This is a genomic window from Sneathiella sedimenti, from assembly GCF_017313765.1.
Taxonomy (GTDB): Bacteria; Pseudomonadota; Alphaproteobacteria; order Sneathiellales; family Sneathiellaceae; genus Sneathiella; species Sneathiella sedimenti.
Genome location: NZ_JAFLNC010000001.1, coordinates 572,379 through 587,461, shown reverse-complemented (window position 1 = coordinate 587,461; position 15,083 = coordinate 572,379). Strand labels below are relative to the sequence as shown.

At 49.7% G+C, this 15,083-nt stretch carries 7 protein-coding genes; all 7 read right to left on the bottom strand.

The genetic code is table 11. The annotated features are described in order from the left end of the window. Positions 1-12: 12 nt before the first annotated feature. Positions 13-1,389, bottom strand: a complete 1,377-nt coding sequence (locus J0X12_RS02830; protein WP_207041973.1) for an amidase family protein — start codon at positions 1,387-1,389, stop codon at positions 13-15. Continuing rightward, entirely contained in the window at positions 1,367-1,525 is a 159-nt protein-coding gene (locus J0X12_RS02825; RefSeq protein ID WP_207041971.1) for a hypothetical protein, read from the bottom strand. Before J0X12_RS02825 ends, J0X12_RS02830 begins: the two co-directional genes overlap by 23 nt. Before the next feature lies 1 nt (position 1,526). Beyond that, positions 1,527-2,225, bottom strand: coding sequence for an ABC transporter ATP-binding protein (locus J0X12_RS02820; RefSeq protein WP_207041969.1), 699 nt, complete (start codon positions 2,223-2,225; stop codon positions 1,527-1,529). After that, a complete protein-coding gene (locus tag J0X12_RS02815) occupies positions 2,209-4,047 on the bottom strand; it encodes an ABC transporter permease subunit (RefSeq protein WP_207041961.1) in 1,839 nt (612 codons plus the stop codon). The genes J0X12_RS02820 and J0X12_RS02815 overlap by 17 nt, the downstream gene beginning before the upstream one ends. Before the next feature lie 9 nt (positions 4,048-4,056). After that, entirely contained in the window at positions 4,057-4,917 is an 861-nt protein-coding gene (locus J0X12_RS02810) for an ABC transporter permease subunit (protein WP_207041952.1), read from the bottom strand. A 57-nt stretch (positions 4,918-4,974) separates the two neighbouring features. Then, positions 4,975-6,183, bottom strand: coding sequence for an urea ABC transporter substrate-binding protein (locus tag J0X12_RS02805; RefSeq protein ID WP_207041950.1), 1,209 nt, complete (start codon positions 6,181-6,183; stop codon positions 4,975-4,977). 377 nt (positions 6,184-6,560) lie between these two features. Continuing rightward, positions 6,561-15,026, bottom strand: a complete 8,466-nt coding sequence (locus tag J0X12_RS02800; RefSeq protein ID WP_207041948.1) for an RHS repeat domain-containing protein — start codon at positions 15,024-15,026, stop codon at positions 6,561-6,563. Positions 15,027-15,083 lie beyond the last annotated feature (57 nt).

The window sequence follows — 15,083 nt, the reverse complement described above, 5'->3', positions numbered from 1 at the left end:
ATCTCTATCCTATCAAGGATTTATGGCTAAATCCAACTTACGTGCCGCATTAAACAGTTTTTCGTCCTCTCCCGCGCAGCCCATTAACATCATGCCGACTGGCAGGCCTGCGCTGGATAGTCCGCAAGGGATCGAGAGACAGGGAAGACCTGCAAGATTGCCGAGCCAGCAAAACCACGTCATGCTGTCCTGACTTGTAACCCGCAAATTCCCGAACTCCTGCCAGTCTTCACCAAGTTTTGGCGCGGTGACGGGGAGGGTTGGCAATACCAACGCGTCCGCATTTTTCAATAGCTCATCTATTGCACGGCAAAACTCAGTTCGCAATTGTTGTGCTTTTAATAACTCGGTCGCCGACAACAATTTTCCAGCCTCGAGATGTGATCGGGTGACCGAGCTATATCCGGAGGGGTCATTGGCAAGCTGTTCGGCATGAAAGCTGGTGGCTTCGGCGTGAAGGATTGCCTCCCACGCCGCGAAGTAGGAGCCGAGGTCCGGTATTTCACCTGTATGAATTTCTGCAAATGCTTGAACCTGCCGCAGGGCATGATTGAGCGTTGCATCGACTTCCTCACTCCGCTCCAGTCCTGTGCCAACAAGATTGACGAGCCTTGGGTGCTCGATGGTTTTGCCCGATGTGTAGGGTTTGGAATGGATCGTGGTTCTATCCGCCTGATCAGCGCCGATGAAATACGGAAGTAGAAGTTCAAGGTCATGTAATGTAGTGGCCATCAGACCCGGCGCATCCAATGACCAGGATAACGGCAATACACCATGCCGTGACGCACGGCCGTAGCTAGGTTTAAATCCATAAATCCCGCAGGCCCCGGATGGAATGCGGACCGACCCGCCGGTATCGCTTCCTAAGGCAGCAGGTACAATTCCGGCGGCAACCACCGCCGCAGAACCTCCGCTGCTTCCCCCGGTAATATGCTCGACGTTATGGGGGTTCCTTGTGGGGCCTATACTGGACGTTCCATTTGTTGCGCCATATGCCCATTCATGCATGTTAGTCTTGGCAAAAATTACGGCACCCGCAGACCGAAGTTTTTCCACAACCGATGAATCTACATTCTCCGGATATATGGGTGCCGCATTCGAACAGGCCGTCGTGGGATAATCTTTTGTCCAAAAGTTATCTTTCACTGCGATGCAAACGCCATCAATCTCGCTCAAAAGTTTACCGGATTTCCGGCGTACATCCGACGCAGCAGCCTGCTGGCGAACAATTTCCGGATCCAGTGACACAATGGCATTCAGGACAGTCTTATCTGCGGCCAACCCCAGCGCGACGTTCGCTAATTCCATTGCCGAAACATCGCCGGCCGCCATTGCCTTGGACTGAGAACTGACAGTCCAGCTCTTCTCAACGCTCAACTCTTTTCTCACTAAACGCCTCCGGATTAAAGATATGAGACGGCTCCAGATCTGGATCGCATTTTTTTGCTAGCCCTTCTGTAATTCTCTTGAGGGTCGCCTCGATATGATGTTTTTGCTGTTCGGATAAAGGTATTTTCTGCGTCATGTCACACCCCAAGCAACTCTTGCTGCAGAGCCTTGTCCTTACGCAGGCTTTCCCGGTCTGTTTCCAGACGGATAGTTCCTCTCTCCATGACATAGGCTCTTTCAGCAATGGACAGGCAGAAGTCTAAATCCTGTTCAGCGACAAGCATGGAAATGCCCCGTTCCTTGTTTATTCGAAGGAGTGTTCCGGCAATTTCATCAATGATTGAGGGCTGAACGCCTTCCGTTGGTTCGTCCAGCAACAATATGCAAGGATCTGCCGCCAGTGCGCGCGCCAATGCGAGGACTTGCTGCTGTCCGCCGGACAGGCCACCTGCCAACGCGGTTGCTTTCGGTCTGAGGAGTGGAAATTCCTCCAACGCTTCCTCGACGGCCATAGTGGCATTCTTGCCATTGGTGGCCGCCGCGACGGCGATGTTCTCGATAACAGACATGCGGGGAAACACAAACCGCCCTTGCGGTACATATCCCAGGCCGACCCTGGCGCGGCCAAATGTCGTGTTCGGGGCCGGGCGACCGGCTATTTCCACTTTGCCTTTCTTCGCGGGAATAATAGCCGTCATGTATTTCATTAAAGTTGATTTGCCGACGCCGTTACGCCCTAGAAGCGCGACGATCTCGCCCTCCCAAACATTAAGGCTTACATCATGAATAATGACGGTTTTCCCATACCCACCTGTTGCGTCAGATACTTTGAACATGTGCGCGCCTCCCCAAATAGATATCCAGAACTCGGTCATCGGCTCGCAATTTTACGATATCGCCCTTCGCGAAAAACGCACCTTGGTGAAGGACTGTCACCATTCCGTCCAGGGTGCGTACAAATTCCATGTCATGCTCTACTACCAGGACCGTTGTTTTCTTCGCGAGAATTCTAACCAGGTGAGATAGTTCGCGGGTTTCCTCATTCGTCATCCCGGCCGCGGGTTCATCGAACAGAATAGTTCGCGGAGTCAGGCAGAGCACCATACCGATATCCAGCCATTGCTGCTGCCCGTGAGACAGGGCGGATGCTTCCACATTTCCCTGTTCATGCATGCCCAGCATGGTTAGAATTTGATCGGCGATCTGGTTGGCTTTGTTCTTGTCGCGCGTCATCGAAAAGGCGGCGGTCCATAAATTTTCGAAAATGGACAACTCGCCAAATACCTGAGGTTTTTGGTTCTTAACTCCCAACCCTTTGGCAACGCATTGGAAAATAGGCGAATGCGAGACGTTTTCGCCGCCGAGCAGGACGTCCCCGGAATCCGGCGGATACATCCCGACGCAGACTTTAAGGAAGGAACTTTTTCCCGCGCCATTCGGACCAATAACAGAATGGGGGATGCCGGGCTCAAATTTCAGCGATACGTCGTTGACAGGTATAACGCCACCAAATGCCTTGGTGGCATTTTTCGTCTCCAGGGATTTTGGCGGGCCTGCCGCGACTTCCGCGTCAGCTAGAATATTTTCCACGACCGACGCATCTATCGTTACGGGCTTGATGGAGTGTACCGCCCGATTGCGATCAGGAAGAAAACGCAGCCATAAGCTATTCAGCGCCCCAAGAATGCCGTTTTTCAGGAAGATCACGAGGACAATCAACACCAATCCTAAAATGAGTGTGGTTTGGCCGCTGATGGCGCCGCCACCGAGCCAAAACGACAATCCGCCGATAAGCACGGATCCGATAAATGCACCTGACAAAGTTCCGGCACCGCCGACCAAAACATATATCGGCACCATCAATGCTTCCTGAACTGAGAAAATCGAGGGGTTGAGGTAATTTGACCAGGCTGCGAACAAAGCTCCGGCTATACCTGCGATGGCACCGGCAATCATAAAATTCTGCAGCTGATATTTCCGGATATCGTAGCCAAGTAGCTCTGTTTTCTCCCCGTCGATCCGGATGCAGTCAACTACTCTGCCGAAAGGACCGCTCATGAGTAGACGTACGGCGAAATATATGACTGCGGAAATAACAACCACAGTTGCAAACATTGCATTTGGCTCGAGCGTGGTCGCATCCTCGCCGAAGTCCAAAATCATGCCGGGAATATTGGCCATGCCGTTGTCACCACCAATTTTGGCTTCTCCGATGGTAATCTTGAAGGACTGTGACAACGTCCATAACAAGATGGTGAACGTATAGGTAAGGATTGTCGTCTGAAGAGGTCCGGTGCGGGCGTAGAATATCAGATATCCGATCACAGCCGCAGACAGGGCACCACAAGCCGCCCCTGTTGGCAACGCCCAGATAAGGCTGTTGCCTGTAAGTTCGGAGAAGTTGATAGCGACAACTGAGCCAAAATAGCCGCCTAATCCGTAAAAGGCGGTTTGACCGAGACTCAGGACACCTCCGCGGCCCCAAACCAAATCAAGGCTCATACCCAGAAGACCATATATTACCCACAAGGACGCGACATACGCCAAATAGGGGTCAAGCATTCCGGAAATGCCAAGGGCGATAATAACGGCGATTGTGGGCGCTGAAATGCCGATTGATCCATGAATTTTTTCGGCGGTTGTTAGATTGTGCTCCATGTTTACCCCCTAAAGCTTAATACGCCACTTGGCGGAAACCCCCAGGGGGTATAGCCGTAGCAGGACAACAGTCAGGATGAAGAAGAAAAGGTCGCCAGCAACTGATGTCATGAAGCTGGCGACAACGCTGGCGCCGGTACCCACGCCAATAGCGGCCAGTGCACTTCCTGCAAGAGTAACCGGTCCGGCAATGACAACAGTCAAAAATGCCTTGATCACAAATGCAAAGCCCATCGAGGGGGTTGCCGGAACAATTGGGAGGAGGATTGCTCCGGCAAACCCGGCCAGTCCGCAACCAATGGCGAACGTCAGCGTATTTGTTCGAGCGGAATCGATTCCTATTGCCCGCGCCATATCAGGCACCTGAATGGCAGCGCGTGCCTTCATGCCGTAGACAGTCCGTGTAAGAAGGGCATAAATGCCTGCAAGCATTACGGCGGCAACGAGAATCATGAATATTGGATAAGCCGCCAGAGTATAGTCTCCGACGTTGAAGTTAATTTGGGGCATGCCAATTCCCGGAGAAACCGAGCCAAAGATCAACACCGCGCCTTGATAGAGAGCCAAGCTTAGTCCCCAGGTGGCCAGCATTGTGTCAAACAGTCTTCCGTACAGGCGCCTAATAATGATTATTTCCACGAGCGCGCCGAAGACCATTGTCACCAGCACTGCAACCGGAATAGCTAGAATAAAGGGGATGCCCAGCTGCGTGGCGGTAAGCGCAGAGTAGGCGCCCATCATGATAAACTCACCATGCGCCAAGTTAATCACGCCCATCAAGCCGAACACTACAGCCAGTCCGAGTGTTGCGATCAATAAGATTGATGCACTCGAGAGCGATGAAATTAATACCGTCGCAAAATAATCCATTTTTCTTTTCCGATGAATATGGAGTGCCGCGGATCGTCGCGGCACCCCCTTAAAAAATCAGCTTTCAGGTGTAAAATGCTCTGCCAACCCGGGATCTTTAACCAGGTCGCATTTGTCCGCTTCGAAGACGGCGGGTACGTCCGTAAACGTAACCAGGATATCGAAGCCGTGATCTGCATTACCTTCTGCAATGTAGATGTTCTGGTTCAAGTGGTGGGATTTGGAGTCCAAGGACACCTTACCATTCGGAGCGTCAAAGCTTAGGCCGCTCTCCAAGGCACTGATGACAGCTTCGGTCTCCGAAGAATTTGCCTTGTTTACTGCCAATGCCCACAGATGAACGGCATTCCAGACGTCCACGGCGCCGGAAACGATAGGCGTATCCGTGCCGTACTTAGCCTGCCATTTTTTTACGAATTCGGCGTTCTGATCGTTCGCCACTTCCATGAAGTAACCAGCACTTGCAATAATGCCCTTACCGGCCTGAGGAGAGACAACGACTTGTTGGTTGCCCGAACCATAATTGGTGGAAACAATACCAATGCGGTCTTTCAGGCCCGCGGCTGCGAACTGTTCTAGAAAGCCTGTTTGGTTGGCGCCGACCGGAAGGGCCACGACGAAGTCCGGCTTTGCAGCCTGAATTTTCTGAAGGGTTGGCGCGTAATCAGAAACGGTGAGAGGCAGGAAATCTTCTCCAACAACCTCGCCGCCATTTCGCGTAGCGTATTCATGGACCCAATGGGCAGAAATTGTACCGAAATTATAATCTGGAGCCATAATGTAAATTTTCGGCCCGTATGTGCTTACGCCCCATTCGATCAATTTAGACATTTGCTGTGAGGCCGATGAACCGGTCACGAAGGTTACCTTGTCGCAAGCGCCGCCCTCATAGAGGGAAGAATAGAAATAGGGAATGTTGGCTTTGCGTACGATGGGCCGGATGGCTTCGCGGGATGAACTCGTTAAACCCGCGAAGAGTGCGGTGATCTTGTCACGGAGAATGGCCGTGTTGGCAAACTGGGTATATTTACTGAGTTCTGACTGTGCGTCATACGAGACAACTTCAATGGGTTCGCCCAACACGCCGCCGTTAGCATTAATTTCTTCAACAGCCAATTGCAGGGCATTGTTCTGTTGAATACCATATATGTTCAGACCGCCGGTCAGGTCAAAAATTGCGCCAATCTTGGTGCCGGCAACTGCGGTTCCCATAGATAGGCTTGCCGTAAGCGCGAGTGCGCAAACTCCTGATAGAATTGTTTTCATTAACCACGTCCTCCTGTTAATTTGGACGCGACCGAACACAAAAACAAAAAAGCGACAAGCATCACCCAATTGAATGGTGTTCAGCTACGTCGCTTACAATTTTCTACGCTTCAATGCGTACTATAAAATTAGCAGTTGTTTCTTTTAAGTCAAGAAAATTTTATTTAACGAAATTTTCTAACAAATTTCCACCCTATTTTTTTCTTAAATTCCCTTTGCTGACCATCCCGCCGTGCGGTGGATACGGCGGGGTGGTACTGATTTAAACCACAGAAAAATATATATTTTTTAAGGGTTACGATTGACGGACCAACTCTTGAACGTGGTTAGTTGTGAGTTGTCCAATTCTACTTCTTTGATTTCGACATTGAGTTATCTTATTCATCGTCCTCCTGAAACGGTTGCGTCTCTATTTGAAGTCTGGTTGCAGGAACAAAATCTTCCAGATTAAGTTCATCCACAGGCATTGGTATCGGAATTGGATCGCGGGGAAATGAATTCCGGTGCCTGATCACCAGAATTCTGTACAGGGCTTCCTGGGTCCCTATCCAGAAAACATAAATTATTCCCTCGACAACGATCATAGTTAAGGCATTCCAGGCAATTCCGGCTTGTCCTGAAACGAGGCCTTGGCGATGCCCCCAATAGCGTGTCGGAGGCGGGTTCTCATAGCCTTGCCACATACCGCCAAGAACGAGAGTGGATACCGTCGCCCCGGACATTCCATACAGGAACGAAGCCCTCCTCGAGTTCATCACAGATGCAATTGAGGCCGGGACATCCGGATCGGCCCAAAAATCGCTTCTCTGTCTAATCCTGAATTGGTGAGCGGCAAGCATATAGCTGAGTTCGCCCAAAACCAAAGCCGGGTATACGGTGATAACCGCTTGTGCGCCAATCCCTCGGTAGGACGCATATCCGATAATAGCCTGCCAGGCTGTTTTTGACAGGATGACCCCGGCAATCTGTCGCCAGCTTCCCCGATTGTAGCGGGGGGTCGTACCGGTAACGCTCGGTCGACCTCCTGTGACCCAGTTCTTGGTCATTAACAGGAACGTCAAGAGCAGCATCATATTGACGGGAACCTGGAGTATATGCAGAACCCGGTCGAATTGCGGGCGGGGGCCAAAGGCAATCAGTCCTTCCCTCACAATGTGAATTATCAGAAATCCTTTGTAGTGCAATTGTGCGGCGTTTAAGGCCCGGATGGTCGTCAACGCCATATTGGTTGACGAGCTGTTTCTAAACAACGCGCCAACGGCCAAAGTTGCTCCTGTAAAACCGGCTAACCCCACGGCGATCCAAAATGTAACAACATTGCCGTCCGGATCCGTAAAATTCACCCAGTTATTGGCCATGGCTGTATAAGGAGAAATGCTGTCAAACGCCTCATCAAGAGATGCCCAGCGCATTTGGTCTGGATCATATAGCCGTGCGGGGAAAGCATAAAGGCCGGCCAAAGTATTCTGTTTATCAGCACCAAACTCAAGAAACCGCTGCCCCTGGTAAAGATACTCGTACTGCCCGGCCTCGCAGGTTCCGTAACAGCTGTCCGTTACCGTCGGCTTGCCGGTAATATCGTAATCATACTTGGCAACGATTTCGCCCTGCTGGAGTATACCGCGTGTCGAATTCAGATAGTCCTTAACCGGGAAAAATGTCATTCCGGTCTCCGCATTATACTGTCCTCCACCAGGCAGACTGTAGGTAACAGACGTATTTTTCGCATTCGTCTGGAATTCCGCGATAGGTCGGATGAAGCCCGCCCTTACGAAATGCCGGCTTGTCTGCGTTTCGCCAACCGTTTTTATTTCAACGGCGCGTCCGTCCGGGCCATCCTGGAACTTAAAGCTACCTTCAGCATCGCGTGATTGAAATGCGACATTTACAGGCCGGATACCGTCCGCATCCCGCGTAATCACAACTTTGTCGATATCTGGAGTGGCGAATGTATTTAAAGTGCCGTAGCGTGTGTCATAGCTGAAGTTAGATTTACGATCAGTGTTATCTCGCTCAAACCCGGGATTCCCAGGGTTGTCACCTGAATTACTTGTGTCGCCCGAATTATTGCTGCAGACGCCAGAATTATAGGATGCTTGGGCGATGGAATTGCCGTCATTGTCCAGTTCAAAGAGCCTACTTTCGCAGAGATACTCTGGTGTATTGGCCTCATTCAGGGCAACGAGCTTACGGCTATGCTTTTGAACGATATTGCCATTCTCATCATACTGGAATGTCTCTATCTGCAGGTCGCTTCGGGTGTTTTTCTCTTCGTTTAGCACTCGTACGATTTTTGTGAGTTGTCCATCCCCGTCATATCCATAACACCGTTCATCGCTGTTCGATTGCAGGTCTGACACAGCATCCTTGTCAAACCAGGCATCTCCGGACAACCGCTTCCAAGCAATTAGGTTATAGCTGTACTGTGTGAGATTGAGGTCATGACAGGCCCTATGGGCTTGGGTGCCGGGTGTCCCCAAGTCGCTGAGATACCCAAATTCTTCCAGCAAAAGCAGCTTGCCGTCCTGGTCTTTTTGAGTGATTGCTACCGGCATGTTCTGAAAATTGTATTTTACCTCCTTCGTTATATACGTTTGGTCTTTGTTTTTATCGGTGCCCATCGCATAAATCTCTGAAACCGGTTCTCCAAACCTGAAATCGGCCACCTTCCATAATTGCGAAGACTGACCACCAATTGTTTTTGTTAGAGAGCTAATCCGGTCAAGGCGGTCCTTCTGTGCCGTGATAGAAAAATCACCCGAATTGCCGTCGGCATCTGAAGGATAAAATACTCTGATATAGTTACCGTCAGAGTCGAATTGATGGGATTTTAGGTAGAGGGATCCGTTTCTAAGTCCGCGATCGTCAACAGTGACAATATTTGTGAAATCATGGAGAGGACGGCCATATTGATCATATATTTCTGTCGTTAGAACATAATTGCCTAACCCTGCCTCTGTATCATTCTTTTGGTTATTGCATCCATCATCCGTTAGGGCGTTCTGGTTCCAGCCGTCCTCGTTTTCGGAAACGGTTCTTGAATATTGTATTTCAGCAATGCTTAACCCTCGACCGTTTAGAAGACTAGACTGAAGCCTCGTATCTGCGGAAAGATTCTTCGCTTGCGAGTTGCTTCCTGAGGACTTGGCGTACAATGGAACATCGCTGTAGCTATCGTACTTTTTTTGAGCAACGATGCAGGACTTTAAGTCCAGTAATTTTGAGTCATCAAACGCGGAATCCGCTGTCGTCGACATCCACTGCAACGCGGTATAATTGACATTTTTCAGCCGACCACTCTCAATAAGGCGACCGTAGGTGTCGCGTTTAAAGTAGCTGACAATCTGTTTGGGCGCGCGCTCCTTGATATTTTGGTCGAATCCAGGCCCACGGACAATAATTCTTGTGCGGCCAATGCGGTCCGTAAAGATGCTGTGATCCGCCGAGTCGGTTCGCTGTTGTGACGTCCAGTGGCCGAGTAGATCATAGGTTGTGTTATGGATGGTTTGCGCTGACACCAGCTCGCTTGACTTGTGGTTTTCCTGATACCACAGCGGAAGTCTGGTTTCCCGGTAAGAACCTATCGGTGCGGCTGTTCCGACGCTGTCTGCAATTTGCGACTTCTTCATTAAATCATATACAAAGCCATCAAATTTCATGGTGTTCTTCGTTATTTGATCATTTGGGCTGTGTGAAGATTTGCCGGAGATAACAGGGTTTCCAAGCCCGTCTTCCAGTGTGAAGCTAAGGAGGCCGTTTCCTTGAGGGAAAACAGATTCATGATCGCGGTATCTGAAGCCAGAGGGAGGTTGGTTCTGTTCCATTTCCTTATAGGGAGACAACAACGCGTTGCTTGACTGACCGGATGTTCCAGGGCTAGGAGCATTTACCCGATGATCGATGTTTGCGAACGCAAATACTGCATCCTTGTCTGCATTGCTGAACCAGAGTTGCCCAGGGTTTTTACCGGAGTAAAACTGGTATAGATCGGAACTATTCAGACCAACCGTCAGCAAACTGTCTTGCAGTCCCGAAAAAACGAACAAACTGCTTTTTTGATCAACCTTTACTGTGGGAATTCCATTGGTGTAGGTATGATTTTTGCGAAAATCCCTATCGTCGCCAGCATGATTATTTGCAAATTGAATACTGTCGACTCCGTTCCATTGTAGATTCCGGATATAAACATTGCCCAGAGCAATGTCTCCACTCTTGTCTTCCACGCGGATCAAGGTTTCCTTCCCGGTTTTATGACTGTCCACGGAAACGGAAACATGTTGCCAAGCAAGGTTTTGTTCAGATTTGGATATCCGTGACATCGCTCCCTTGACGGCAGGGCTTGCTTTTGATGTTCCGAATTGGATGGCATAATGTAAATCCTCCCCATCGCCGGTTTTCGGATCAAAGGCTATGTCGAAACTGAGTAAATTTTCAGTCTTGGCGAATAGAGTTAATCTGGACCAATCAATTGCCCCAAAATTACGGATGGGAGTAGGAGAGGCTTGAGTCCTGGAAGGGTTGGTAGCGTATTTCACGCCACGGAATTGCAGAAGGTTCGGGATCAGTTTTTGAGATCCAATCGGATATCCGGGACTAAATTTTCGATGTTTCGGAACAGAGGCATCCTGGCTAGCTGGCGCCGTATATTCAACCGGCTTCGACACTAAATTTTGTTGTCCGTCCCCACCATACCAGTTTGCGTGGGCGACATCTGTGAAATGGAAAACATTGTCTGTTCCAAGGAACCCGCTAAGGGCATGATCTTCGATGACGCGTCCAGATCCGTCAGTATAGGAGGCAGTAACTGTGCCTGCCCAGGGGGCAAAGATAATCTGCCTGAGTTCATCCCCGGTTAGCATAACGGCAACATCACTTGTACTGTCTGAAACCCCTTTAGCGGGTGGAAAGTGACTGACGATCAAATTTCCATCGGCCAAAATGATTAACGCAGGATTTCCAGAAAGTGCGTTATGCACCGCAATCAGAAATTCCTCCGGGGCAACCCTCTTTCCGGGCGGCAGAGCCATTGATTTACCATTCAGTTTGACGATGAGTTCCCTATCAAACTGGATATCCAGTTTCGAGGGGGTGTCAGAACCCGTTGGCCCTAAGGTCAGTGAAACACCCTTTTCACCTAGGGTTTTTGTATCGAACCGGACAAAGAATTTGTCAGAGTTCCTAATCGTGACTTTCTGGCTGCCTAGTATTTCCTTGAAATAAGCAGCGGTGTTTGTGCCGCGGGCCTCAATGCCGGAATATTCGTGGTTTGGTATCGCAGGATTGAAACTGGCGCGGAAGTCAGGCGCGGGCCGGTTATGGCCTTCCCAACGGCTCATCCCGCTTGCTATGGACAGGTCTGTAAGGGTATGCAGCGATCGGCAATTCGGTGAACTGAGGGCACATTGGGGTTTGTCAATATCCTGAAGCATCTCAGCAACCTTTTTGCCGTCGTCGCCATAAAGCGCTCGAGATATCATCCCGTTGTCTGCATGGGATGCTATCGGCAACCCGTAACTACTCGACGAAATATCTGTATCATAAACAACTGCGTTAAACTTGCTGCCCAGGGGAGATACGCGAATATCGTCCACAGCACCTTCACATGTTAACAGGGTCGATCCTGGTGCCATATCCGCGCCATTGGGCGTCGTCGCTTCTATGTAAAACCATTTTTCATCATCTGGGTTTGCGGACAGGGTTTCGGCATAATGGTCTGAAGCGGTACTGCGGCGCACAGCCTCTTCTAATAGATCTGCATCTGGAAGTATGTCACAAACACCGCCTTTTACCGGCCTCACCCATGCACTGACGACATAAGGTTGGGTTTTCTTGGGTGCAAAATTTGAGTTTAATGAGACGGCAAGCGGGCGTGATTTTGAACCGGCTGTTGTCTTTACCGATCTGTCACAGTACCTGTTCCCTGAATTTGCATCAGGCCCTTGAGCCAGTACACCGCCTGAAACACTGATTCCCAGCGCATGTGATGAGCAGCTTGGCAGTACATTTATCAGTTCATCAAATGCAATGTCCTCGTACTTTTCAAATCCGATATAGGTGGCCGGAACGTCAACATTCGAAGATTGTCCTTCGTCCTTTCCCAAAGCGAAATGGGCATACTCATATCGTCTTGGGTAGCTTAAGGAAGGGTCATTCCTATTTTCATAGGCGGAAAGTGTTTTATACGTCTCTCCAGTGGCAAGCCGGGAGGCAATTGGATATCCCGTCGTCAATTCTCTCCGGATAATCTCGGAATCCGCCATCCATTTTTCGTCCTCCACAACCTTCGTTGGTGGATAATCCAACAGGAATTGCACCGGTGATTGCCAATTTTCTCCTAGTCTTAGCTCGTAACTAATATTGGAGATTAGCGGCCCATGTTGCTCCGCTACAGGTGAGTTGAAGGATGAAAACCCGTTGATTGTGGCCTTTTTTATGACCTCTGGAGAGCTCTCGTTTTTCGCCGTTGTGATGCGTGCATAAACCTCGTTCAATCGGTTCTGGTTTAGTAGGTGTGGCGCATATTCTTTTACGAAAATGGCCCGTAGTATGTACTCAGTTATTGTTAACTGCGAGATATCCTGATTCCCAATTGTGGGTTTGCCATCTTCTGAGCCGTGGTTGAACTGTGTCGTAGTTGTCGAGTTTGATAAAGACTGGAAATAATTGTCATATGTATGGACTTTGACTGTGGTGGCCGAGGTAGTGCTATCCTTGCCGCCATGAAGTTCATAACGAACATCTTTCTGTTCATAGGGCAGGATCGCTCTTTTGGTAACGACGGCTTTTCCCTCGCTATCGTGTTGACTGACATGCAGAGCGAGATATTTCGTGCTGACCTGCCGATGAATTGATTCAGATCCATCCGCATCACGGATACCAACTCGGGTTTCGTATGGTAGTCCGCGAGCTGCGTTAAGCAATGTCTCGGTTAGAGCGGAATTTTTCGGTCGCGCTCCATTTTCTGCATCTTTAAGCGTGAAGATTTCAGGAACCGTTTTCCTCATATCTCCCGCATAAAAATCTGCTTCAATATAACTGATCGCAGCCTGATGTCTGACATCGCCATAGATGATTTTCACGGAGGGATAAATAATGGAATGTCCGTTCAGGGCGGTATATTTAATCGGCGAATTGGGCTTGCCGCTATTATAATCATAGAAAAGGGAAGAAGATTGATACCCGCTATCTACGGAAACGGAGGCGACGGTGTAATCCTCCGCCGACTTGTTGGGATTTTCCCAAAACGCATGATTACTTTCTCCCAGAAATGCGGTTTGTAAATCAATCAAATTCCGTTGATATGAGATGACAATGCGCTGGCCATATGGATTAGTAACGGATTTCAAGGCTCCGTACCGGGCGGCATTCTCGTCCGCGTCATTTCCGGTGGTATAGTAATCAAAGAGAGTTGCTGGTTCCGAGAGGATCGCCTCTCCCTTTGACGCAGTAAAAAAGCGGATTGCGTAGGGTAAGTAGGCGACGTTTTCCTTATTCTTGCCCGAGCTTAGCGGGCAGTAGGAAATAGCAGTGCTTTCTAGTTTCCGAATAGTTTTTTTCGCTCTTGCTCTTGCCGATACGGCGAATACATCCAGGGCCGTTAATAGAATTTCCTGCGAAGAAGGCATAACTTCTTCCGCGGTGCGGTCGGTTCCCTGGGGTGTACTAGAGCAAAGCGGATCAACAGGCCTGCTTGCCATTGTTGGTATTTGATAATTGAATGACACAACATTGCCACCTGCTGACGCGACTTGGTAAGGCAAGCAGGTGCTAGAGGCATTCGGCCTATTAACGTCGAAAGAGCAGGCATATGATAATATTGTCGCCATGCCGGTGATCGGATCTTCCCGCTCTGCGAGGTTCCAAGCGCTTTCAGTGAATATCTTTCTGGATGAGTTGGAGTCTTCAGGTTGACTTGAGAGTTCGACGGCAAGGAAATGACAGGAGGCCGGACGTCCTGCTGTAATCAAGGCGCAAAGGGCAGCCGATTTCTCGCCACCGGAAAGGTCCGCAACGCTTGTTTTTTGCTTATTGGCCGTCCCGATGTCGTAGGGGCTTATGGCTCTATTGGCGAGGATGCTAGACTTGCTTTCGTAATCTCCATAGCGGGAAATTTCACCATATTTGTTTATGACTTCCCAATAGCTGGGTAGGTACTCATCTTTACTACTGTCGCGGATATTTTCGGGATTTGGCAAGGAGTCGTTTCTATACCAGTTAATAATGCTGCTGTCGCCCTCGGTCGTCGTAAAGGATATCTTCAAACGGCGGTCATTGAGCATTGTTTGACCAATCGGAAGCAGCTCGACGGAGCGCTCCCCGTCCTGCAGAAAGAAACGGTCGTTTCGATCATTGGTGTCAGAGCTGTGTTGTCTCACAATGCGCTGATTTAAGACCGGAACAGACCAGCCATTCCCCGCATTCGCACGGGCGGTAGCTGCGGAGGCAGACTCCAGAGATCCCGGCGTCTGGCTTGAGTAAAACATATCAATGTTGAAACCCGGACCAACATCCGACAAGACTGTAAGCGGCTGGGAGAATTTGACTTTTCCGCTGGGGAGATCCACGATCCCGGGGTTTTCTGCACCATATGGCTGCAGGCTTGCAGTGGTCACGGAAGGCCCCTCCAAGTTGTCAGAGGTTACCGAAACTGGCAAAGCGTTGTAGGGGCCCGCAGCAGCGGCCATCGCCGACCACAATACCTGGGTCACGATCAGAGATACGGATAACGTAAAAACTAGCAGAGTTCTATATATCCATTGAAGAAAAGTAATGTCGAAATGGCCGTTAAAGCCTAATGGAAAGGCCGCAATCCTGCGCAGACTTATTTGTGGTTTAAGCATCATAATAAACACCTAAAAATTGTATATTCGGGTAAAAAAATCCCCGCACGTGGACGTCCG